24 protein-coding genes are annotated in these 22410 nt (G+C 65.9%); 13 read left to right on the top strand and 11 right to left on the bottom strand.

The features are described from left to right. Positions 1–27: 27 nt before the first annotated feature. Positions 28–483 (top strand): universal stress protein, encoded by a 456-nt coding sequence (locus ACSBP4_RS00570; RefSeq protein WP_006183188.1) that lies wholly within the window; start codon positions 28–30, stop codon positions 481–483. 9 nt (positions 484–492) lie between these two features. On the opposite strand, the gene ACSBP4_RS00565 is transcribed toward ACSBP4_RS00570, so the two are convergent. Both ACSBP4_RS00565 and ACSBP4_RS00560 read right to left on the bottom strand, forming a co-directional pair. Beyond that, positions 493–1950 (bottom strand): PAS domain S-box protein, encoded by a 1458-nt coding sequence (locus ACSBP4_RS00565; protein WP_049965195.1) that lies wholly within the window; start codon positions 1948–1950, stop codon positions 493–495. 140 nt (positions 1951–2090) lie between these two features. Continuing rightward, positions 2091–2258 carry a hypothetical protein gene (locus tag ACSBP4_RS00560; RefSeq protein WP_435551064.1) on the bottom strand — a complete coding sequence of 56 codons (168 nt, stop codon included), beginning with the start codon at positions 2256–2258 and terminating at the stop codon, positions 2091–2093. Positions 2259–2377: 119 nt separating this feature from the next. Here ACSBP4_RS00560 and ACSBP4_RS00555 point away from each other — a divergent pair, with 119 nt between their 5' ends. After that, the gene (locus ACSBP4_RS00555) at positions 2378–3070 is read left to right on the top strand and encodes an HAD family hydrolase (RefSeq protein WP_435551063.1); all 693 of its coding nucleotides are present in this window, start codon (positions 2378–2380) and stop codon (positions 3068–3070) included. 166 nt (positions 3071–3236) lie between these two features. Beyond that, positions 3237–3614, top strand: a complete 378-nt coding sequence (locus ACSBP4_RS00550; RefSeq protein ID WP_049905506.1) for a hypothetical protein — start codon at positions 3237–3239, stop codon at positions 3612–3614. 147 nt (positions 3615–3761) lie between these two features. Here the strand turns inward: ACSBP4_RS00550 and ACSBP4_RS00545 are convergent, their stop codons facing one another. The 3 genes from ACSBP4_RS00545 to ACSBP4_RS00535 all read right to left on the bottom strand — a co-directional run bounded on the left by ACSBP4_RS00545 (position 3762) and on the right by ACSBP4_RS00535 (position 7326). Next, positions 3762–4553, bottom strand: coding sequence for a hypothetical protein (locus ACSBP4_RS00545; protein WP_006648544.1), 792 nt, complete (start codon positions 4551–4553; stop codon positions 3762–3764). 137 nt (positions 4554–4690) lie between these two features. Next, on the bottom strand, positions 4691–5950 hold the full coding sequence (gene metX, locus ACSBP4_RS00540; RefSeq protein ID WP_049965193.1) for a homoserine O-acetyltransferase MetX: 1260 nt from the start codon (positions 5948–5950) through the stop codon (positions 4691–4693). Further along, a complete protein-coding gene (locus ACSBP4_RS00535; protein ID WP_435551062.1) occupies positions 5947–7326 on the bottom strand; it encodes an O-acetylhomoserine aminocarboxypropyltransferase/cysteine synthase family protein in 1380 nt (459 codons plus the stop codon). Before ACSBP4_RS00535 ends, metX begins: the two co-directional genes overlap by 4 nt. 147 nt (positions 7327–7473) lie before the next feature. Here ACSBP4_RS00535 and ACSBP4_RS00530 point away from each other — a divergent pair, with 147 nt between their 5' ends. Then, positions 7474–7812, top strand: a complete 339-nt coding sequence (locus ACSBP4_RS00530; protein ID WP_049905497.1) for a DsrE family protein — start codon at positions 7474–7476, stop codon at positions 7810–7812. 32 nt (positions 7813–7844) lie between these two features. On the opposite strand, the gene ACSBP4_RS00525 is transcribed toward ACSBP4_RS00530, so the two are convergent. Further along, positions 7845–8501 carry a DUF6517 family protein gene (locus ACSBP4_RS00525; RefSeq protein ID WP_049965191.1) on the bottom strand — a complete coding sequence of 219 codons (657 nt, stop codon included), beginning with the start codon at positions 8499–8501 and terminating at the stop codon, positions 7845–7847. A gap of 117 nt (positions 8502–8618) precedes the next feature. Here ACSBP4_RS00525 and ACSBP4_RS00520 point away from each other — a divergent pair, with 117 nt between their 5' ends. The 4 genes from ACSBP4_RS00520 to ACSBP4_RS00505 all read left to right on the top strand — a co-directional run bounded on the left by ACSBP4_RS00520 (position 8619) and on the right by ACSBP4_RS00505 (position 12439). After that, complete coding sequence (locus tag ACSBP4_RS00520) at positions 8619–9851, top strand: MFS transporter (protein ID WP_006183197.1); 1233 nt, start codon at positions 8619–8621, stop codon at positions 9849–9851. A gap of 122 nt (positions 9852–9973) precedes the next feature. After that, positions 9974–10441: a plastocyanin/azurin family copper-binding protein gene (locus ACSBP4_RS00515; RefSeq protein WP_435551061.1), complete on the top strand. Its 468-nt coding sequence runs from the start codon at positions 9974–9976 to the stop codon at positions 10439–10441. 226 nt (positions 10442–10667) lie between these two features. Continuing rightward, entirely contained in the window at positions 10668–11255 is a 588-nt protein-coding gene (locus ACSBP4_RS00510; protein ID WP_435551060.1) for a plastocyanin/azurin family copper-binding protein, read from the top strand. A gap of 71 nt (positions 11256–11326) precedes the next feature. After that, positions 11327–12439 carry a pyridoxal-phosphate-dependent aminotransferase family protein gene (locus ACSBP4_RS00505; protein WP_049965186.1) on the top strand — a complete coding sequence of 371 codons (1113 nt, stop codon included), beginning with the start codon at positions 11327–11329 and terminating at the stop codon, positions 12437–12439. A gap of 18 nt (positions 12440–12457) precedes the next feature. Here the strand turns inward: ACSBP4_RS00505 and ACSBP4_RS00500 are convergent, their stop codons facing one another. Both ACSBP4_RS00500 and eif1A read right to left on the bottom strand, forming a co-directional pair. Then, positions 12458–13801: a S8 family peptidase gene (locus ACSBP4_RS00500; protein ID WP_435551059.1), complete on the bottom strand. Its 1344-nt coding sequence runs from the start codon at positions 13799–13801 to the stop codon at positions 12458–12460. 448 nt (positions 13802–14249) lie between these two features. Next, positions 14250–14540 carry a translation initiation factor eIF-1A gene (gene eif1A, locus ACSBP4_RS00495; protein WP_006183204.1) on the bottom strand — a complete coding sequence of 97 codons (291 nt, stop codon included), beginning with the start codon at positions 14538–14540 and terminating at the stop codon, positions 14250–14252. A gap of 136 nt (positions 14541–14676) precedes the next feature. On the opposite strand from eif1A, the gene ACSBP4_RS00490 reads away from it, so the two are divergent. Together ACSBP4_RS00490 and ACSBP4_RS00485 are read left to right on the top strand one after the other, a co-directional pair. Then, positions 14677–14856, top strand: a complete 180-nt coding sequence (locus ACSBP4_RS00490; RefSeq protein WP_435551058.1) for a DUF7470 family protein — start codon at positions 14677–14679, stop codon at positions 14854–14856. Between the two features lie 60 nt (positions 14857–14916). After that, entirely contained in the window at positions 14917–15171 is a 255-nt protein-coding gene (locus ACSBP4_RS00485) for a hypothetical protein (RefSeq protein ID WP_435551057.1), read from the top strand. 1 nt (position 15172) lies between these two features. Here the strand turns inward: ACSBP4_RS00485 and ACSBP4_RS00480 are convergent, their stop codons facing one another. Both ACSBP4_RS00480 and rnz read right to left on the bottom strand, forming a co-directional pair. Then, positions 15173–17149: a DUF460 domain-containing protein gene (locus ACSBP4_RS00480; protein ID WP_435551056.1), complete on the bottom strand. Its 1977-nt coding sequence runs from the start codon at positions 17147–17149 to the stop codon at positions 15173–15175. Positions 17150–17255: 106 nt separating this feature from the next. Continuing rightward, positions 17256–18200, bottom strand: a complete 945-nt coding sequence (gene rnz / locus ACSBP4_RS00475; RefSeq protein WP_006648559.1) for a ribonuclease Z — start codon at positions 18198–18200, stop codon at positions 17256–17258. 265 nt (positions 18201–18465) lie between these two features. On the opposite strand from rnz, the gene ACSBP4_RS00470 reads away from it, so the two are divergent. From ACSBP4_RS00470 to ACSBP4_RS00460, 3 genes are all read left to right on the top strand, one after another. After that, on the top strand, positions 18466–19584 hold the full coding sequence (locus ACSBP4_RS00470; protein WP_435551055.1) for a DUF7282 domain-containing protein: 1119 nt from the start codon (positions 18466–18468) through the stop codon (positions 19582–19584). Between the two features lie 64 nt (positions 19585–19648). Then, positions 19649–20653, top strand: coding sequence for an AAA family ATPase (locus ACSBP4_RS00465; protein ID WP_435551054.1), 1005 nt, complete (start codon positions 19649–19651; stop codon positions 20651–20653). A gap of 191 nt (positions 20654–20844) precedes the next feature. Then, on the top strand, positions 20845–21954 hold the full coding sequence (locus ACSBP4_RS00460; RefSeq protein WP_435551053.1) for a hypothetical protein: 1110 nt from the start codon (positions 20845–20847) through the stop codon (positions 21952–21954). Positions 21955–22011: 57 nt separating this feature from the next. Here the strand turns inward: ACSBP4_RS00460 and ACSBP4_RS00455 are convergent, their stop codons facing one another. Next, complete coding sequence (locus tag ACSBP4_RS00455; protein ID WP_435551052.1) at positions 22012–22368, bottom strand: hypothetical protein; 357 nt, start codon at positions 22366–22368, stop codon at positions 22012–22014. Positions 22369–22410: the final 42 nt, after the last annotated feature.

Raw genomic sequence — 22410 nt, 5'->3', positions numbered from 1 at the left:
TCAATCGACGGACGACAGTATGTACGTATGTACGACAAAATTCTGCTGCCGACCGACGCTGCGGAAGGAACGGAACTCGCGATCGAACACGCCGTCGCCGTCGCCGAGGACACCGGTGCGGACCTCCACCTGCTGTACGTCGTCGACAGCGACGTCTATAACTCCTACAGCGGGGACGAGTACGTCCACGAGTTCGAGAGCCTCGAGGCCGCGCTGGAACACGTCGGCGAGGAGGCCCTCGAGTCGGCCGCCGAAGCGGCCCGAGACGCGGGTCTCGAGCCCACGACGGTCGTCAGACACGGCCGCCCCCACGAACAGATCCTCGAGTACGCCGACGAGGCCGACGTCGACATGCTCGTAATGGGGTCGAAGGAACGGTCCGGCGACTACCGCCAGCTGCTCGGGAGCGTCACCGATCGCGTCGCGCGATTGGCCTCTCGTCCGGTGACGATCGTCAAGACCCCGGTCGAGGACGGCGAGTAGGATCGTCCGTTATTTCGCTCGCGGGAGGCGGACGACGACGCAACTCCCCGCGCCATCGCGGGACGTGTAGTCGAGATAGCCCCCGTAGTCGTCGACGATGAGGCTGGCGAGCCACAGCCCCAGCCCGTTGCCGTGTCTGACCTGCGTGATCGGTTCGTCGTTGAAGATGCCGGCCCGCTCGGATGCGGGGATGCCGGGCCCGGTGTCGGCGATCCGAACGGCGACCGTTTCGGCGCTTTCGTCGACGCCGATTTCGACGGCCGGCTCGGCCGCGTCGGCGTGGACGATCGCGTTGTGGACGAGTTCCTCGAGAACGGTCGCGAGCCGATCGTCGCCGGCGACGACGGCGGCCGTCGCCCCGGTGATCGTGATCGTACTCGCGGGATGTCGGTCACGGAGATCGTCGACGACCGTCTCGAGGACGTCACCGACGGCCACCGGCCGCCGCGGGCGACCGTCCTCGAGGGTCACGTCGGCGAGTTCCTTCGCCGACTCGTTGAGATCGATCAACGACGCGGCCGTCGCCGCGATTTCGGCCGCGTACTCGCGGTGGGTCTCGTCCTCGAGTTCCGCCAGCAGTGTCTCCGCGAACCCGCTGATGACGTTGAGTTCGTTGCGGAGGTTGTGACGGAGCAGTCGGTGGAGGACTCGTAGGTGCTGTTCCCGGAGTTTCAGCGGCGTGATGTCCCGTCCCTCGGTGACGAGCAGCTGAATCTCGCCCCGTTCGTCGGTGATCGGCCGGATCGAAAAGTCGATGATCGCGGTTCGGTCGGCACCTCGGATCCGGAGTTCGTCCCGGAACAGCTCTCCGTCACCGGCGCGTTTGACGGCCTCGAGTGCGGTTTCGCGCGCCGCGTCGTCCAGTTGGAACCAGTCGGTGTCCCAGACCGGCTTGCCGACGACGTCGGTTCGTTCGACCCCGGCGAAGGAAAGCGCCGTCCGGTTGACTTCGAGGACGGTCCCGTCGGGCTCGAGGAGACCGGTGAACTGGTAGGTGTTGTTGAAGACGGCCTCGAAGCGGCGCTGTCGGGCCTTCCGGTCGGAGAGATCACGAAAGAGGCCGGTGAACAGCCGCTGGCCCTCGTGGGTGTGTTCCCGGAGGCTTACCAGCACGGGGACTTCGTGGCCGTCCTTGTGTAACGCGGGGAGTTCGATCCCGTCCCAGTCGATGTGTTTCTCGCCGGTTCGGAGATACTTCTCCAACCCGGCGGCGTGGGCGTCCTGCAGCCGTTCGGGGATCAATGTCATCTTCGAGGAGCCGATGAGTTCCGCGGGGCTGTAGCCGAGGATTTCCTCGATCGCGGGGTTGGCGAAGACGATGGTACTCTCCTCGTCGATGGTCAGCAACCCCTCGGAAGTGTTGGCGACCAACTGCCGGAAGAACTCGCCCTCCTCGAAGGGAAACAGCGGCGACTCGAGGTCGTCGGTCGAACTCGACCGCTCACGCGCCCGGTCGCCGTCGGTCACGCCAGGGAAACAGTGCGCTGAACCTATATAAACATCGGCCACCGGGCGGAAACGTGAGACGATCGGCGTCGGTTACCGAGCCGGTCCGGCCAGTCGCGAAACGGCGGCGACGGCGGCCCCGACCACGACCGCGAACGCGCTCACGCCGGCGGCGAGTCCCCTTTCCAAGGCGCGACGGCGATTCCCGTCGGCCGACCGCTCTCCGCTGGGTCGGCGTCGCTCTCGTTGGCGTCCGCGTCGCCGTCCGACCGGTCCGCTTCCTCGAGACTCGACCCCTTCTCGTACTCGAAACATAGTATCTCTGACACATACGCGCTACTGTGGGCGGCTCGATACTACGTTTCGGTTCGGCTCTGGCTGAACGAACGGCAACTCTCGCGATGGGAAACCTGAACTGGTTTATCCCGGGACGGTCAACCGGCGAGCGATGACAGTCGTCGCTTTCGACTTCGATGGGACGCTTTCCGATTCCGAGATGACGGTCCTGCTGGGTGACCGCCGTGGCGTCGCCGCGGACATGGACGAGATCACCGAGCGTGCGATGAACGACGAGATCGAGTACGCCGAAAGCCTGCGCAAGCGCGCGGCCCTGCTCGAGGGACTGCCCGAAGCCGAGGCCGAGGCCGCTTTCGACGAGGTCGTCCTCCGCGAGGGCGCGGCCGACCTCATCGCCGAGTTGAACGACGCCGGCGTCACGACCGCCATCCTCACGGGTGGGTTCGAGCGCGGGGTCGCGGCCGCGTTGGAGCGCGAGGGCGTCTCCGTTGATCACATCGTCTCGAACCGGCTGCCGATGAAAGCGGGCGAGAGCGAGGCGACAGCCTCGGACAGTACGAGCGGCGATCAGCCGCGAGTACTCACCGGCGCGGTCGAGGGGCCGCTGATCGAGGGCACCAAGGACGACGCGCTGGCGGACCTCGCCGACGAGGTCGGCGTCGACCTCGCCGACACCGTCGCGGTCGGCGACGGGGCCAACGACCTGCCGATGCTCGAGGTCGCAGGGCTGGCGATCGGGTTCGAACCCAAGCCGGCGGTCGAACCCCACTGTGATACCGTCGTCTCGACGATGGCTGAGGCCCGCGAGACGCTCGTCGCGGACGACGTCCTCGACGACAAGTGACCGTCCCGTAATCGCTGGTTGTATCACTCGCCGATATTCGATCTCCGCCACTGGCCGTCTCCCTTCGCCGTTTCCGCTCGTCCTCTAGTTCGGCGTGAATCTCGGGTCTAACTGCCGATTTCGGCACCGGGGGAGTTATTAACTCGTGACCGAGTAAGTACTGATGATGATGTGGCAAGACCTCGTATTCATGCTCGGTAGCGGCCTCTCGATCGTCTTCCTCGCGCCGACCCTGCGCGACTCGAGCGCGCGGGTCCCCCTCGGCACGAGTCTCCCGTCGATGGGGATCGGCTTCGTCTACGCGACGACGTTCTTCACGCTCGGGATGACTTTTTCGGCGATGGGCGCGTTCGCCGCCGGCTCGATGTGGTCGCTGATCGCACTGTTCCGATCGCCCCAGGGCATCTCGATGAAGTTGTTCGCCCGGGAGAACCTCGCGCTGTTCGTCTCCGATCTCCAGTACTGGCTCGCGCGCCGCCGATCGGCCGATTCTCACGCTGAACAGTACCTCGCGCTCGAGCAGGGTCGCGAACAACAGTACTGACTCCTTCGACTATAGTCTCGTGCTGAACCCGCCATTCTACCATCCCACGGTCGTGACAGTCCGTTTGTGTTCGTCTCGACCGGGTGAGAAACCGATTGGTTCGGTCTATTGAGCGAGTCGGCTCCGTGCGTCGATGCGGACCGATCGTTACTGGATCTTCGCCATCACCGTTTCGAGGGCGTCGCGGGGCTGGGTGAGCAGGCCGCCGACGGCACCAAGGATCGCCGGCACGATGATCCCAGCGAAGAGGAGCGCGTCGGTCATCGACGGACCGAATTTGGCGTTAGTGGTGACCGAATCGCCCGCGTCGTTGAGGTACTCGGTGACCTCGAGGCCCAGCACACCGCTGCCCTCGGAACCGATGAGGCTCGCGACGGTGGGCACTTCGGAGTAGCTGTGGCTCATCAGGAACGCCGCGATGGCGGCGAACGCAACGTAGGGGAGCGCGACGGTGACACCCGCCTTCGCGGCGTCGACGGTATCGTCGGCGTCGGTGTACTTGGCGACCGCGTACCCGGCAGCAACGATCCCCCCGACCGTCACGAGGAAGAGAAACAGCGCCGACAGGAAAAATGGGCTACCCGGGCCGCTGCCGAACGCGGCAGCGTGATTCGGGGCATCGCCGAGCGCCGCGGCTTCGCCGTCGACTTCGAATCCCGTCCCGAACACACTGAGGTAACTCCACCCGGCAGCCTTCCAGGAAGGAACCATCTCCGTGATGACCAACGAGTCCTCACCCGTTCCGACCGCCTCGGCGATCGGCGATGACTGTGCCGTCGCGATCATCGTCAGGAGCAGGTGCGTGAGATACGTCGCGACGACGGCGATGGCCCCGAACACCGCCCCCTCTTTGACCGGCAGTTCGTTCCCGCTGCCCTGCGGGACCTGCCGCTGTACATCCGATTCATCCTCGTAATCGAGTTGCTTCCCGTCTGACATCACCAATACATCAGCCAGACAGGTATTATAATTTACGGCACTGTTTCCCGCTGATACCGATATTGGCTGGCGAAATACCGTGTGAACCGTCCCAACTACCTGTCGACTTTCCGTCTGGTATCGGTGCTGGCACGATCTCACTCGGAGAACAGGCTCGTGTGGACCGGCGCGAACTCACCGGAGTCGTCGGACTCGGATTCCGGTTCGGTGTCGGTGATCGCCCGCCCCTCGAGCCCGCTTGCGAGCAGGTCCGACAGCGGCGGGCCGACCTTCTCGGGTTCGACGAGGAAGGCGTCGTGGCCGTGATCGGACTCGACGACGTGGTGGGCGACGTCGACGCCGGCCGCGCGGGCGGCCTCGGCCAGCGCTTCGGCCTGCTCGGTGGTGAAGTGCCAGTCGCCGGTAAAGGAGAGCAAGAGGAGTTCGCCCTCGAAGGCCGCCAGCGCATCGGCGTCTCCCTCGTAGCCCGCCGACAGATCGAAGTCGTCCATCGCGCGGGTCATGTAGAGGTAGCTGTTGGCGTCGAACCGATCGACGAACTTGTCGGCCTGATAGTCCAGATAGGACTCGACCTCCCGATACGGGAAGAAGGCGGCCGCGGGGTCTGGCTGTTCCTCGCGGACCGTCTCCCGGCCCGCCGACCGCCGGCCGAACTTCCGGCCCATCGAGGCCTTCGAGAGGTACATGATGTGGCCGATCTGGCGGGCTCGAGCCAGCCCCTCCTCGGGTTCGGCCCTCCCGTCGGACGAGTCCGACGACCCTCCGTTCGCGTCGCTCTCGGAGGCGCCGTAGTAGTGGCCGCCGTTCCAGTTGGGATCGCTCGTGATGGCCCGGCGGGCGACGGTATCGAGCGCGAGACACTGCGGATCGAGGCGGGCGGCGGTCGCGACCGCACCGGCGCGTTCGACGTCGTCCGGATAGCGCCGGAGCCAGTCCAGGACGTTCATCCCGCCGACGCTGCCGCCGACGACCGCGCGGAGCCGGCCGACGCCGAGTTCGTCGAGCAGTTTCCGCTGGGCGCGGGTCCAGTCGCCGACCGTGACCGGCGGGAAGTCGGTGCCGTAGGGTTTGCCCGTCTCGGGGTTCTCGCTGGCTGGGCCGGTCGTCCCGTAGCACGATCCCGGCACGTTCGCACAGACGACGTAGTACTCCGTCGTGTCGATGGCCTTCCCGGGGCCGACCACGTCGCCCCACCAGGCTCGAGCCTGGCCCGCGGTCTCGTCGCCCGCGTCCGGCCGGCGGGCGACGTGGGCGCTGCCGGTCAGCGCGTGACAGATCAGCACCGCGTTATCGCCGGTGAACTCGCCGTAGGTCTCGTAGGCCACCTCGAGGGTCGGGATCGACTCCCCCGAGAGGAACTGGAACTCCCCGAGGTCGGCCGTCTCTTTCGTCGTCACGCCGTCTCACCCGCCGCTTGCGTCGCGGCGGCGATCGCACTCTCGAGGTCCGCGAGGATGTCTTCGGGGTCCTCGATACCCACCGACATTCGGACCAGATCGTCGGTGACGCCGGCCTCCTTGCGCTCTTCGGGCGTGAGTTGGCCGTGGGTGGTGCTGGCTGGGTGGATCACCAGCGTCTTCGCGTCGCCGATGTTCGCGAGGAACGAGGCCAACTCGACGTTCTCGCAGAAGGCCTTGCCCGCCTCGTACCCCTTCTCGAGGCCGAACGCGACCATCCCGCCGTAGTCCTCGAGATATCGCTCGGCGTTGTCGTGGGTCGGGTGGTCCGCGAGGCCGGGATGGGTGACCCAGGCCACGGCCTCGTGATCGTCGAGGTAGTCGGCGACGATCCGGGCGTTCTCGCAGTGTTTCCCGACGCGCAGCGGCATCGACTCGAGGCCCTGCAGCGTCTGCCAGGCGTCGAACGGCGACTGCTGGTTACCGAGGCTGCGCAGCGAGCGGAACCTGGCCGCGGCGGCGAAGGGAGCCTCGGGGAAGTCCCGCGAGAAGTCGATGTCGTGATAGGCGTGGTTCTGGCCCGCGATCTCGTCGTAGCCGTGGTCGCCCCAGGGAAACGAGCCGCCGTCGACGAGGACGCCGCCGACCGTGGTCCCGGAGCCGTGGAGCCACTTGGTCGTCGACTCCCAGACGACGTCGGCCCCGTGTTCCAGCGGTCGACACAGCGCCGGCGTCGCGAACGTATTATCGACGACGAGGGGGACGCCGTTGTCGTGGGCGATCTCGGCGACCCGCTCGAAATCCGGCGTCACCAGCGAGGGGTTGCCGATCGTCTCGACGTGGACGAAAGCGGTGTCCTCGTCGATGGCCTCGGCGTAGGCGTCGTACTCGAGCGTGGGGACGAACGTCGGTTCGATGTCCCGCCGAGTTGCGGTTTTCGAGAAGTAGGCCGTCGTCCCGCCGTAGGTGTCGGTCGAACAGACCACGTTGTCGCCCGCCTCGGCGAGGATCAGGACGGCGGCGTCAAGGGCGGCCATGCCGCTGCCGGTCGCGACCGCGCCCGCACCCCCCTCGAGGTCGGCGAGGCGGTCCTCGAGCGTGGTGACCGTGGGATTGGCCATCCGCGAGTAGATGTAGCCGTCGTCCTCGAGGGCGTATCGGTCGGCGGCAGTATCGGCGTCCTCGAAGACGTAGGAGGTCGTCTGGTAGATCGGCGGTGCCATCGCACCGGTTTCCGGATCGGGAGACTGGCCGGCGTGGACGCTGCGGGTGCCGAGCCCGCGCTCCTCGCTATCGGCGGTGTCACCGCCTCCATCCCGGGACACCTCCGGTGTCTCACCGTCGGCGTCGTACCCGTCGCTGGCGTCGTCGCTCATGTTTCATATGCATACTTCTCCACATTCATATGCACCGCAGTAACGGCAAAAATAGCAGCCTAGACATTCACACGCACGGGCTCCGTCGACGACTCCACGTCACCTGCAGGCTCAATCGCTATCCGCGGGGGCCGCTACCCTCGAGCCGTGCAGACAGTGTTTCACCTCATCGCCGACGAGTCGGCACAGCGAGCGACCGCACTCACGATCGCGCAGAACCTCACCGAGGACGACTCCGTCGATGTGGACGACATCGCTATCGTCGCACAGGCCGACGGCATCGAACCGTTGACGGCCGGCGGCGACGGCAGCGGAATGGTCGAATCGCTGCTCGAGACGGGTGTCGCGGTCAAGGCCTGCGGGAACACGCTCGACCTGAAAGACCTCGCCGAATCGGACCTGGTCGAGGGCGTCGAGACCGTCCCCTCGGGCGGCGGCGAACTCACGCGACTACAGAACGAAGGCTACGCTTATATTCGTCCGTAGCCCGCCTCCGCACGGCCTCGGCTCGGGCGTCGCTACGCGTGTTCGAGCGACTCGAGCATCGTCCGAACGGCCCCGGACTCGGTCTCGAACCCGTGAACCCGGGGGAAGACCGCGACGGGAATCACGAAATCGTCGCCGTGGGTCACCGGTTCGCCGACCAGTAGGAAGACCTCGAGCGATGCGCCGGCGCTGACGAGTCGTGCGCGCGCCTCGTACCGCGCGAGCGTCGTCTCGGTCCCCAGGACCGACACCGACTCCGATCCGACGCGCTCGACGTTCTCGAGTCGGTCGTATCGGTCCTGGAGCAACGCGACGAGTTCGTCCGTCGAGTAGTCACCGACGGGGTTGAACGTCTTCCCGAGGACCGACACCTGCGGCGTCGAGAGGACGGCGACGACCGCCGCCTGGACGCGCGTCAGTCCGACGGCAGCGAGCGAAATCGAGCGGTCGTACTCGGCGTACCAGTTCCGGGCCTCGATCGTCCGTTCGATCCCGAACCGGCTCACGGTCCGTTCGACGGGCACGTCCTCGACGGTGCGTTCCTCGTACCCGGTCTCCTCGAGCGCGGCCGGGGCGACGGTCGCCGCCTCCGAGGCCAGTTCGTCCTCGAGGACTCCGGCACAGCCGGCGACAGTCGCGGTCCCGGCGGTCATACCCGTGGCGAGCAGTCGGCGACGCGTGAGTGCCATCGATCGATGCAGGTCGTTCGCCGACGAAAGCGCGTCGGTTTCGGCTACACGGGGGACCGGCCGAAGGCGTCGTCGGAGACGGACGACTTGATACCCCCGTAGTACCAAGGGCCGCCCGTGCACTCGAGTGACCGTGATCGGGTCGTGCTGGCAGCCCTCGTCTTCGCAGTGATGTTCTCCCAGCTGCTGCTTTATCCGGGCGTCGCGACGCTCGTCGAGGCGCTGGGGGCCGACGCGGCGACGTCGGCGTTCGCGGCGACGCCACTCGACGCGAGCATGTGGTTCCTCGTGGCCGAGTTCGCCGCCTACGTCGGCTTCGTCGGCGTCTGGGGGGTCGCGAGCGACGCGACCGGGCGACGGGTCCCGTTCATCGTCGCGGGCTCGTTCGCCGGCGCGGTCGGCTACGCGTCCCTCGCCGCGGTGCCGGCGGTCGGTTCGATTCCCTTCGAAGGCATCCTCGCCCTCCGGGTCCTCCAGGGTGCGATGACCATCGGCGCGTTCTCGCTGACGATGACCATGCTGATGGACCTCGAGGGGGGCCACGGACGAAACATGGGAGCGGCGGGAATCGCCATCGGCACCGGCGCGGCCCTGGGTGCGCCGATCGGCGGCCAGTTGACCGAGGTCGATCCGCTCGCGCCGCTGCTGGTCGCCGCCGGGCTCCTCGTCTGCGTCGGGGCGCTCGTGACCCGCGTCGAGGACCGAACGCCCGACCGTGGGCGGAGCGCTCGCGCCCTCGTCGACGGTCTCCGGCGGCAACCGGTCCTGTCGATCCCGTACGCCTTCGGCTTCGTCGACCGGCTCACCGCGGGGTTTTTCGCGCTCGTCGGCACGCTGTACTTCCAGGAGACGTTCGGACTCGACGCCGGGGCGACCGGTCTCATGCTGGCGTGTTTCTTCGGTCCGTTCGCCCTGTTGCAGTACCCCATGGGCGCGCTCTCGGACCGGATCGGACGAACCGTCCCCATCGTCGTCGGCTCGGCCTGCTACGGTGGCGGGATCCTCCTCGTCGGGGCGTCCCCGTCGGTCGCTACCGCCGCCATCGCGATGATCGGCGTCGGGATCCTCGGTGCGCTCGTCTCCCCCGCGACGATGGCGCTGGTTACCGACCTCGCCGACGAGAGCGAACGCGGCGTCGCCATGGCCGGGTTCAACCTCGCCGGAAGCCTCGGCTTCCTCGGTGGCTTCCTCGTCGGCGGCACCGTCGCCAGCAACCACGGCTACGACCTGGCCTTCCTCGTCGTCGGCGGCTTCGAGATCGCGATCGCCGTCGTCACGATCCCGGCGTTTCTCCGGCTCTCGCTCGAGCCGACCGAGCGGTTCCGATCCGGCGACCGGGGCGATGCCTGACGGTGGCCGTGCGTCCGACAGGCCAACCCGTCTTGATCGTACAAATATTGTGGTATGTATATTCACATCATTGTAGTGGGAGAAGGTATCAACTTTTATGCTCTCAGTCCCTATTCCCGGTGATGGCACGAGATAATCCGGTTTCACGGCGGACAGCGCTGAAGGTGACGGGCGCGGCGGCGACGACTGCGCTCCTCGCCGGTTGTAGCGGTGGCGACGACAGCGGCAACGGTAACGGCAACGGCGACAGTGAGGGCCCGTACACGATCGAGTCCGGCACGACCATCGAACTCAAATCGCTGGCCCAGTCCTGGGAAGGCGTCGCGCCGTCCAAGATCGAAGGCGTGGAGAACCCCGACCTCAGCCTCACCGAGGGCGAGACCTACACGATCGAGTGGGTCGAGAACGAGCAGGGTACACACAACCTCGCGGTCTACGACGACAGCCAGTCGGCCGTCGCAGGACCGACTGAAAAGACCAGCGAACCCAGCGGCGCGTCGGTCGAATTCGACGCCTCGAGTGACACCGTCGAGTACGTCTGCGAGCCCCACTACGACATCGGGATGGCTGGCAGCATCCAGCTCGAATAACGGCGTCGACGCCACGATTCGGGCGGAACGGTCGATACCGTCTGACCGTTGCAGTTTCGGATCGCTTTCTGACGGTTTTCTTCGGCGGGCGACGACGGCGACACAGCAGTCGGTAGCGATCGCTGTTCTACGTCGAACCGGGTAACTTTAGTCCCGTTGACGTTTTACCGAATCTATGGGAAACGACAGCGGTCCGACTCGTCGTCGTCTGCTTCGGATTTCTGGATTGACGGCTGTAACCGGTGTCCTCACGGGGTGTCTGGACGAGAGTACAACCGACGATGACCCCGGCGACTCGACTGACGACGACGACGATGGCGACGAACCCGGGACTGGCGGTGAAACCGACGTAGATGACGGGTCGGGCGCGGACGGGTCCGACGGCGAGGCGGCGTCGAACGGGGACAATACCGTCGATACCGACGACACTGATTCGAAGGACGGGGAGGGCGAACCGACCGAGACTGATCGCGGGTACGAGATTGAGCCCGGGACGACCGTCGTGTTCCGATCGTTGGCCATGTCTTGGGAAGGGGTCGCGCCGTCACCGATCGAAGGCGCAGAGAACCCGAACCTCATCCTTCAAGAGGGCGAGAGCTACACGATTACCTGGGCAGAGAACGAGCAGGGGATGCACAACCTCGCGATCTACGACGACAGCGAGTCGGCCGTCGCCGGACCGACTGAACTGGTCAGCGAGGACGAACCCGACCTGAGCGTCGAGTTCGAAGCCTCGAGTGACACCGTCGAGTACGTCTGCGAGCCCCACTACGGCGTGGGAATGGCGGGCGATATCGAGGTCCGTACCGAGTGACGCCGGCGGCGATCGGGCATCAAAAGTACCATACCGCCTCGTTCCGCAGTAGCCCGTATCAGGTGATATCCGTGACCGAAAAACGCGAATACACGGGCGACTACCCCGACAAGACGCTGTATATTCCGGGCCCGACCGAGGTGCGCGAGGACGTCATCGAGGCGATGTGCGAGCCGATGTTCGGCCACCGCATGGACCGGATGACCGACCTCTATACGACCATCGTCGAGGACACCAAGGAGTTCCTCGGTACCGACAACGAGGTCGTCATCCTGACGGGATCGGGCACGGAGTTCTGGGAGGCGTCGACGCTCAACCTCGTCGACGAGAACATCCTCGTTCCGACCTGTGGTAGCTTCAGCGAGCGCCATGCCAACGTCGCCGAGCGACTGGGCAAGAACGTCGACCGCCTCGAGTACGACTGGGGCCAAGCGATCAAACCCGAGGACATCCGCGAGGAACTCGAGGCAAGCGACAAACACTACGACGTCGTCGCGACCGTGATGAACGAGTCCTCGACGGGCGTGCGCAACCCCATCGAGGAGATCGGCGACGTCGTCGCCGAGTATCCGGACACCTACTTCGTCGTCGACGCCGTCTCCTCGCTGGGCGGGGACTACGTCGACATCGACGAACACAATATCGACGTCATCTTCGCGTCGACCCAGAAGGCGTTCGCGATGCCGCCGGGGCTGGCGGTCTGTGTCGTCAGTGACGAGGCCTACGAACGCGAACTCGAGAAGGACTCCGCCTCGTGGTACGGCGGCTTCCAGCGGACGATCGACTACTACGAGCGGAAGGGCCAGACCCACTCGACGCCGGCGATCCCGATCATGCTGGCCTACCGCAAGCAGATGAAACACATGCTCTCCGAGGGCCACGATGCCCGGGACGAGCGCCACCGCGAAATGGCCGAGTACACCCGCGAGTGGGCGCGTGACCACTTCGACATGTTCCCCGAGGAGGGCTACGAGTCCCAGACGGTCAGCTGCATCGAGAACACGCGGGACATCGACGTCGCCGCGACGATCGAGGCCGTCTCCGAGGAGTACGACTTCGTCTTCTCGAACGGCTACGGCTCGCAACTCGGCGAGAAGACCTTCCGCATCGGCCACATGGGCGAACACGACCTCGAGTCGATCAAAGAACTGACCGACGCGATCGAGGACGTCGCCGGGCTCTAGAGTCGGTCGTCGCCGCGGCTACGAGAACAGTCCCCGGAGCCACTCGAAGAAGTCGGCGATCAGATCGACGACCCGCTCGAGAAGCGATCGCAGTCCGGCGACGACGCCGTCGTTCCAGGTGGTACCCTCGGTCGCGCGTTCGTCGCCGACCGCCGCCCGGGCGTTGACGAGCCCGTCTCCCTCCGCACACGTTCCGAGGACCGTCTCGGCCGTCCCGCCGAGGATCTCCCGGACTGGATCGTTCGGTCCCGGCCCGTTTTCATCGCGTCTCTCCCAGACGAGCGCCGCGACGCCGGTGACGAACGGACAGGCCATGCTCGTCCCGCTCGCCTGTGCGTACCGGTTGTCGACGGTCGTCGAGTTGATCTCCGTTCCCGGAGCCAACAGGTCGACGGCCGACCCGACGCTGCTGTAGGACGCCAGCGTCTCGTCCTCGTTCATCGCGGTGACCGCGACGACGTTCTCGTGGGTCGCCGGGTAGGTCATCGTCGCCGCGTCGCAGGAGTCGGGCCCGTCGTTGCCCTCGTTGCCGGCCGCACAGAGCAGGAGGTGTCCCGCCGAGTGTGCTTTGTCGATGGCCCGAGCCAGCGAGGAACTCTCGGACTCACCGCCGAGGCTCATCGAGATCAGTTCGATGTCGTTCGACATGCACCAGTCGATCCCGGCGACCAGTTGGCTGTAGCGGCCGGAGCCGTCGTCGTTGAGGACCTTCACCGCGTGCAGGTTCACGTCGGGGGCGACGCCGACGACGCCGCGGTCGTTGTCCAGCGCGCCGACGATCCCGGCGACGTGTGTCCCGTGGCCGTGGCGATCCTCGTAGTCCCCGGGCGGCCCATCGCCGGTGAAGTTCCGCCCGCCGGCGACCGACAGACTGCAGTGTCCCGACTGGATCCCCGTGTCGAGGATCCCCATGTCGACGCCCGCTCCGTTCTGCTCGACGCCGTCGGCACCGATGCGTTCCAGCCCCCACGACGGTCGCTGGTCGGGATGGGTGGCACAGTCGGCGCCGTCCGGGGGGTCCAGGAGGTCCGGCAGGGACGGCGACCAGTCACCGGGGATTCCGGTCTCGTCGTCGTCTTCGACGAACGCTACCCGGTCGTCGCGACGCAACTCCTCTAGTCCGGCCGACGGGACCTCCGCGACCACGAACTCGAAGTTGTCGAACTCGAGGAGCGTGGTTCCGCCGACGGCATCGACGAGGTCGAACAGGTCGCTGAGTCCGTCGAGCAGCCCCGTTTCGGGGTGGACGAACACCCGCTCGGTGTCGGGTTCGAACTCCGTAGCCGACGCGGGCGTGCCGACCAGCCCGGCCACAGCGCCGGCCCCGATACCGCCGAGTACTCGCCGCCGGCTGCATTTCATGCGCGGGTCGATGCACAACGACCGAATAAGTCTTCTGTGTCGGCCGACAGTCAGTCGGAGCGATCTGTCTCGTCCTTGAGCGGTATCGGTGCCGGCGATAGTGAATAGTGTCGGAAAGCGGAACTAACCCCACTCGTATCGTCGGCGAGTGAGCGGTGCGCGGTTCGGAACGAGCGGAGCGAGTGAGAACCGCGAGAACGTGAACGGGGAGCGTAGCGACCCGTGAGCGGTTCGAAGAACCCGAACGACGCCGCTCACCGCGAGCGCCACAGGCGCTCGCGGGCCGACGACTGACCCGTAATGAACGCAGTGAATGGAGGGGAAGGAGGAGTGTCCTCGTGAGTGAAAACGAACGAGGGCTCGGAAGACGCTTTGCGTCTTCCGGCGCTTTTCATCGAAGTTTTCCCGAGGGTGCGCCTTCGGCGCACCCGCAGAGGAAAAGTTCGGTCTACTGTATATGGCCTTCGTCGCGAAGCTGGTCGGCTTCGCTTTTCTCGTAGCGCCAGGTGATGTCGGCTTTCTCGTCCTGCCAGTCCCAGGGTTCGACGAGGACGACGTCGTCCTCACGGATCCAGATGCGTTTTTGCATCTTCCCGGGAATCCGCGCGGTGCGTTCGGTGCCGTCGGCACAGCGTACCTTGACTCGATTCGCCCCGAGCATGTTCGTGACGGTCGCGAAGACCTCGTCGTCCTCGGGCATCCGGAGGTTCTTCCGACCGCCCTCGCCGTCGTCGCTCATGGCCCCAGATTGGCGGTCGAGGGGTTTAACCCTTTACTGATTGCGTGGACGGAATCGCTAGCCGTCGCGGTTACGGCCCGATCGCTCGGCCCCCGAAACCACGCCGCTTATTTCGCTTGGCTCTGCAACCCAGCGTATGCTCCGTAATCTCGGCGCGCTCGGTCTCGCCGGTATCGTCCTCTTGCTCGCGGGAATCGGCCTCATCGCGTACGCGAACTGGATCGTCGCCGTCGGGATGGCGCTGGTCCTGGCCGGGCTCGGGCTCGTGGTCAAATCCCTGATCTCCAGCATGCTCCAGAATTTCGGCATGTTCTGACGGTCTCGAGCCCGTTCCGTTCTCCTGCTGTGTTTTGGTCTCCCTCTCGTCGGTTCCGGTATGGGGCCGTCGCTTCACTACTCCGACCTCGTGTTGCTCGCCATCGCGGCGAGTCTCGGGACCGGTGCCCTCGTGGAGGACGCGACGCCGGTCCCGTCACCGATGGCGATCCTCGCCCTCGGCGTCGTCGCGGTTGCCTTCATCGGACACGCGCTGTTTATCAACGGCCCGGTCGACGATACCGAGGATCTCGGCGCAGAACTCGATCTCGAGGAGGTGCCGCAGGTGCTGTCGTCGACCGAGTCGGCCGACTGACTCACACTTCGTTGTCGCCGGCCCGGTGTTCGCTGATCACCTGGTCGACCATCGAGGCCTTGCGCTGTTTCCGTCGTTCGCGGGCCCGGTCGTGCCAGTCGTCGATGACGGCCTCGACGTCGTCCTCGCGGGCGACGGCGAGTTCGTCGACTTCCTGCATCGCCACGTCGTCGGCGGGGCCGACCGGAACCTCGGCCTCGAAGAGGATCTCATCGGCGATCTCCGAGAGGCCGCCCTCTTTGAGGATCACACGGGGGTCGAACTCCGCCATGAGCTGGGCCGTCGAGCGACCCGCGCCGCTGGCATCCCGGATGTAGACTACGTCGCCGCCGGCGATCCCGTATTGCTCGTCGGCCTCGCGGATCGCACCCTTGGTGAACTTCTCGACGACCTTGACCGGAACCAGCCCCTCCTTCTCCGCCGAGACGTCGCTGAAATTCGAGTGATCGAGCTTCCAGAGCGCCTTCATGCGCTCGACTTTCTGCTCGAGGTCCTCGACTTCCTCGCGGGCCTCGTCGCGCTCGCGCTCCAGACGGTTCGCCTTCTGTTCCAGACGGTTCACCTCGCGGTCCTTGCGGACCTGCGTGCGTTCCTCGCGCCGAGCGAGGGAGAGTTCGGACTCGAGTTCGTCGATGCGGTCGTCGCGGTCCTCGACCCGGCCCTCGAGGGTCTCGACGTGTGACTGCAGCCGTTCGACCTGCCGCTCCAAGTCCTTGATCCGCTGTTCTTCCTCGGTGAGTTCGCGGGGCTCGTGTTCGGCGGCCTCGTCGTCCTCGCCGCCGCCGTCGTCACGCAGGTCCGTCAGGACGGCCTCGACGCTCTCCTCGCCGGCGACGACGCGGGCGGTGACCTCGCCGCGGTCGATCCCCGGCGGGAGCTTGTCGGCGATCCGGTCGAACTGATCCGCGTGGTCGTCGATCGCGTAGAGGGCGGCGGCCATCGCGTCGCGTTGGTGGTCGTTGTCGTAGGGCTGTTCGCGAGTGCGGTGTTGCTTCTCGTCGACCGGGAGGTCGCTGTCGGGCGTCCAGCCGGCGGCGTCGAAGCTCCGGCGGAACTTCTCGACGGTCTCGGGTATCGGCGTCACGTCCGCGGCGACGATGACCGGCCGGCCGCGCTCGACGATCCACTCGATCACGTCGGCGGTGTCGCTGGTCCGTGAACTCCAGACGTCTAACACCTCGCCCTCGAGGGAGACGATGGCGACGGCGGTCGTCGTCCCGGGGTCGATGCCGACGACGACGTGATCGCGCCGTTTCGCGAGCGGGCGGAACTCGATGCCGTCCCGGCGCTCTCGTTCGATCTCGACGCGGACGTCGCCCGAGCGGTTGCGCGAGACGGGGATGTCCTGTGGGCGCGCTTCGACGGTGAACACGGCGTTTGCGAAGCCGCCGTAGGCCTCCCGGACCTCGCGTTCGTAGGCGAGATTCGCGTCCTCGAGTTCGGACTCGACCTCGCGGGCCCGCTTCTTGACCGAGCCGTGGATGCGGCGGGTGTAGCGGTCCTCGCTCCAGCCGCCGCTGCCGGTCGAGCGACCCCGTGAAACCTTCACTTCGGTCGTGTCGGTAAATGCCGACACCTCGTGGCCGACGTTGTGGGCGGCCAGTCGGGCCGCGGCCTCGGCTTCCTGCATGGGGTCTTTCCCGTAGGGGACGCCGTGGCGTTTCGCGACCCGCGAGAGGGGTTCGGGTTGCTCGGCACCCGTCACCTGAACGAGCATGGTGTCGGCGGGCAGCGATCCCAGGAAGTGGATGAGCTGGTCCTTGTCGGCGGCCAGCTCGTACATGTTGTCGGTCGCGACGATCGCCGGCTCCTCGTCGTCGATCAGTCGCCGGAGTTTCCGGTGGGTGACGACGTCACGTGTGACGCCGTCGCCGTCGTAGACGGCCAGTGCGTACGATGGCGCGTCGCCGCGTACGTCACCGCTCTGGATGTCGACACCGAAGACGACTGCATCGAGCGCACTCGTTCGGGTACTCACAGGGGGTCGTAGGGACGAGACGGCTATAAATCCGACGCGGGGTCGCACCTGCTTCGACTGCGGGCCGGAATCGAGCGTGGCACACACTCGACCGGTTCGCCGTCGATCACGTCTCGTCGCCGTCGGGGTACGGAATCTCGAGAGCGTCCCCGTCGTCGGGGACGAACACGGCGTCGGGGTCGCCCGCGAAGACCTCCCGGGCTTGCTCCTCGTGATCGGCGGTGTAGCCGGCGTAGCGCGAGGACAGATGCAGCAGTGCGAGCCGGTCCGCACCCGCCCGGTTCGCGATCTCGGCGGCCTGTCTCGCGGTGGCGTGGGCGGTTTCGGCCGCGCGGTCGGCGCGGTCGTCGGCGAAGGTGGCGTCGTGGATCAGGAGGTCGGGGTCGTCGGCGACCTCGATCGTCGCCTCGGTCGGGCGGGTGTCGCCGGTGTAGACGATCGACCGGCCGGGGCGGGAGTCACCGACGACCTGTTCGGGGTCGACGACGGTGCCGTCCTCGAGTTCGACCGACTCGCCCTCGTGGAGTCGTGAGAACTTCGGGCCGACGGGGACACCGAGTTCCTCGGCGCGCTCGCGGTCGAACCGGCCCTTGCGGTCGTCCTCGAGGAGCGCGTAGCCGACCGAGCGGGTGTCGTGATCGGTTCCGAACGCGCGGACCTCGTACTCGTCGGCGCGGTAGGCGACGTCGCCGTCCCCGACTTCGTTGATCCGCACGGGAAACGAGGGGCGGTTTCCGAGCGCGTTGATCAGGCCCTTGATCTGCCCGCGCGTCCCGTGGGGGGTGTGGATCGCCAGCGGCTCCTCGCGGTCGTTGAACGCCATCGTCTGGAGCAGCCCCGGGATCCCGAGGACGTGATCGCCGTGACAGTGCGTGACGAATAGCTGCGAGACGGAAAATCCCGTACCGAAGCGCATCATCTGGCGCTGTGTCCCCTCGCCGGCGTCGAACAGCAACTCCTCGCCCTCGCGGGCGACGAAGACGCTGCTCGGATTCCGGTCGGTCGTCGGGATCGCCCCGGCCGTCCCCAGAAACGTCACGCGCAGTGGCATCGCCCAAGACTCGGCGGGCCGCGACTAAACCGGCTTCGGATCGCTCGAGGGCGGCGTTCGACACCGCCGTGCGATAGTAGGCGGTGACAAACGCCGTAGCGGGGGCGCGTGCCGGTCGAGTTTCGGGTCGGCGTCCGAACGGACAGCCTCCGTGAACTGTGGTAAGCGGAGACTATTCGGGGAAACCGATTCGAACCGATTCGCCGTCCTGCGAACGGACGACGCGTTTTACCACCGTCGGCCCGAATGGGGGAACGACTCCCAGATGAGCCCGCAACTGACGTTCGGCACGGTAAAGCGGATCGGCGCAATCCTGCTCGCGATCGCGATCGTCCTCGCCGCCGGGATCGTGGTCGGGCAGGCCCCCGCCATCTTCGGCGTCGAGGAGGACCCCGAGGCCTCGGTCACGTTCGAGGACCAGCAGGGCAACGGTACCGCGGTCACGATCCGCGAGGTCTCACTCTCCGAGGGCGGCTACGTCGTCGTCACCGACGGCGGCGACGAGCCGCTCGCGGTGTCGAACCGGCTCGAGGCCGGCACTCACGAGGACGTCACCGTCGAACGCGCCGACGACGCGACCCGCGAACTCGTCGGCCAGCTGACGGCGACGGTCCACCGGGATACCTCGGACCAGGAGGGCTACGCCTACGGCGAGACCGACGGCGAGGAGGACCAGCCCTACCTCGAGGACGGGTTCCCGGTCAGCGACACCGCGACGGTGACCACGAGCGAGGAAGACGCCCTGAGCGATTCCTTCGCCGTCGAATCGATCGACGCGCCGGCGTCGGCGACGACCAACGAGACGATCCGGGTGAACGCGACGATCCGCAACCCGACCGAGTTCCAGACCCAACAGCCCGTCGAGGTCCGCATCGACGGCGCGGTCTTCGAACGGCAGATCCTGGAACTCGAGGGTGGCGAGTCCCGAACCGTCACCTTCGAGACCGATACGAGCGGCGCGCCGCCGGGCGAGCGGACGATCGGGATCTACACCGACGCCGACGGCGCGGTCTCGACGATCGACCTCGAGTTCCACACTGAGCCGAGCGTCTCGGTCACCGATGCGAGCAACGGGAGCGTGACGGTGGCCGCCGCCACGCCTGAGGAGGGGTTCGTGGCCGTCGAAGACAACGGGTCGGTGGTCGGTACGAGTGACCAGCTCGAGCCGGGCGAACACGAGAACGTGACGATCGATCTGGCCGACGACGCGTCGATCGATGAAGACGACGAACTGACGGCCGCCCTCTACGCGGGGAGCCCGGCCGACGCCGAGGCGGCGTCGCCGATCGAGTTCGAGGGTGAGCCAGTCGAGACGACGTTCACGATCGTGGACGTGGGAGATGGCGCGGACGACGGCGGCGGAAACGAGTCCGACGGCGGGTAGCCGACCCGCCCCGGCCGACGACTAACCGACCGATTCTTACCCGCCTGTCCCCTATCTGCTGGCGATGGACGCGCCGCTGTGGACCGAAACCCACGCCCCGGAGCTGGCCGAGTTGCCACAGGACGACGCTCGCGAGTACTTGGAGCGAGCCGTCGAGGAGCCGATCAACCTCCTCCTGCAGGGCCCGCCCGGGAGCGGGAAGACCGCCGCGGCGCGCGCACTGGCCCGCGAGGCCCACGCGGACCCGGACAACGACTTCGTCGAGATCAACGTCGCCGACTTCTTCGGCCGGACCAAGACCGAGATCAAGAACGATCCGCGATTCGAACACTTCCTCGTCGGGCGCTCGTCGCTGTCCAAACGGGATATGATCAACCACGTCCTCAAGGAGTCCGCGAGCTACGCGCCCGTTTCGGGCGGGTACACCACTATTTTGCTGGACAACGCCGAGGACGTCCGCGAGGACTTCCAGCAGGCCCTGCGCCGGATCATGGAGCAACACCATCGGACGACGCAGTTTATCATCGGGACGCGCCAGCCCACCAAGCTCATCCCGCCGATCCGCTCGCGGTGTTTCCCCGTCTCCTTCCCCTCGCCGACCAGCGAGGAGATCGTGGCCGTCCTCGAGCGCATCGTCGAGCGCGAGGGCGTCGACTACGACGCCGACGGCCTCGAGTTCGTCGCGGGCTACGCCGATGGCAACCTCCGGCAGGCAATTCTCGCGGCGCAGACGACCGTCGAAGACGCGGGCGAACTCACGATGAGCGCGGCCTACGAGACCCTCGGCGAGGTCGGCCTCGAGGACGAGATCGAGTCGATGCTCGACGACGCCGAGGCCGGCGACTTTACCGACGCCCGGTCGACGCTGGACGACCTGCTCGTCGACGAGGGGTTGGACGGCAACGAGGTCCTCGAGAGTATCCTCAGGATCGCTCGCAAGCGATATCAGGGCGAGCAACTCGCCGAGATCCACCGGCTGGCGGCCGACGTCGACTTCGAGATGCACGAGGGGACCAGCGATCGGCTTCACGTCTCGGGGCTGCTTGCGGAACTCGGCCGGGACGGGTAGCGTCACAGCGGACAAATCGACCGATCAATACTGTTTTTGCGTCAACTGATCGGATACGACGGGCGAGTACCGGCCGGACGGTCTGATCACCAGTACGACATTCCGGTGTTCTGTTTCCAGAGAACCCCACTAGGAAACATCTTCCTGGCTGTTAGGATTTTTATCTGAAACATAAGAATACTATCTTATAGATGGTAGATGAAAAAGACGATACCTATAAATTGAACCGACGAGAGATCTTGCGGAGAACTGCTGCGAGCAGTGTCGGTGCGGGATCGGCGTTGAGCACCCTTTTCGGGACTGTAAGCGCCGAGAAGACGACTCGGGACGATCTCGACCAGATCGAGGAGGCGCCCGGAGTGTGGGAGATTCTCACTGAACTCGGCGTTCAGCGCCTCCCCGGACCGGGACGCGCCGAAAAGCGACGAATCGAAGACGACGGACGCCTCACCGAAGGTGAACTCGTCACGTGGAAGATCGAGATCCGCCCGTACGGTATCTTGCACGCATTCGAATACGAGGAGCGAATTGGTGCGGTATTCACGTTCGATCTCGACACTGCGAGGATCCCTGCAGGGTACTCGATGGCGGCGGAAGCGAACGCGTCGCTGGGTGCCAGCGGATCAGATCTCGTTTTCAGTCGCAACGCCACCGATGCCGAAACTGAACACGTACTGTCGGTGATCGACGTCGACGGCGACATCGACAGCGCGAGAGTACACGCCACGACGGCGGCCAACGGATTCCGGGCGACCGTGCAGGTTGCGTCCGAAGAACCGGACGAACTCGATACGCGCGAGTACGTCATTTCCGTCGGCCCTGACTTTGACCCGCGGTCTGAGTCGATGTCGGACGTACTCACCGTTGAGGACGACGCGGCTGACATTCTGACAGCTGAACCGCTCGTCCAGACGGCTGCGATTTCGTACCCCAATCCCAAGGATATCGTTCTCGATATCATCGAAAGTTGGCTCGTCGACAAGGTGGTCTCGGAAAGCCTCGAGTTCCTGGGGCGCGAATGTGATTCCTGTGGTGACTGTGCGAACGTCATTATCAGCATCCTAGGCGGTTGCTCCCTGTGTAGACCTCTCATGGGAACCGGCGCATCTGGTGTCGGTGCGATACTGTTCGTGACGTGTTACTATGCGTGGTGTGGCAAAGTGTCGGACAAGGTAGAGTGCGCCGCCTGTTTCGCATGCCTGCTCACGAACGAAGATCCCGATATCCCCGACGAGGCGGATGCGCTTGCGTGGGTGTGGGACGAGTTGCCGTCTCCTCCGTCGCGCCCCTCCATCCCCTGAGCGGACGCGAGCCTTCCTGGGCCGTCTCGACCGACTCACAACTGCCCGCGCGAGAACTCAATGATTCCGATTGAGGAGGTCGGGCTTCACAAGTATTGCCACGCCGTAGCCGATCGAAAAGAGACCGAGGTAGATGGTCCCGGAACGGAGGTGACCCACCGCACCTAACCAAAACGCGATCCCTCCCGCTACGGCCAGTAGTGCGCCGACGAACCGACTGTTTTCGGAACTGTCCATGAGTACGTAGATCAGGACGAGGAGGAACCCAGCGGCAAAGTACCCGTCGTATTCGGTATTGTCTACTCCCGTTACGAGACCGATCAGCCACGCCAGAAGGGCGACGAGGAGTACGGCGACGAGGATCCACTTGAGACCGTCGTCGAGCAGACGTTCTCTGACGCCTTCTAGTTCCATAATTCAACTCCTAAAGAGTACTTGATAACTGTTTCGTCCCGA

This window comes from Natrinema sp. CGMCC1.2065, from assembly GCF_051225675.1.
Taxonomy (GTDB): Archaea; Halobacteriota; Halobacteria; order Halobacteriales; family Natrialbaceae; genus Natrinema; species Natrinema thermotolerans.
Note: the sequence above shows the minus strand (reverse complement) of the source record. Positions and strands in the feature narration are given on the sequence as shown.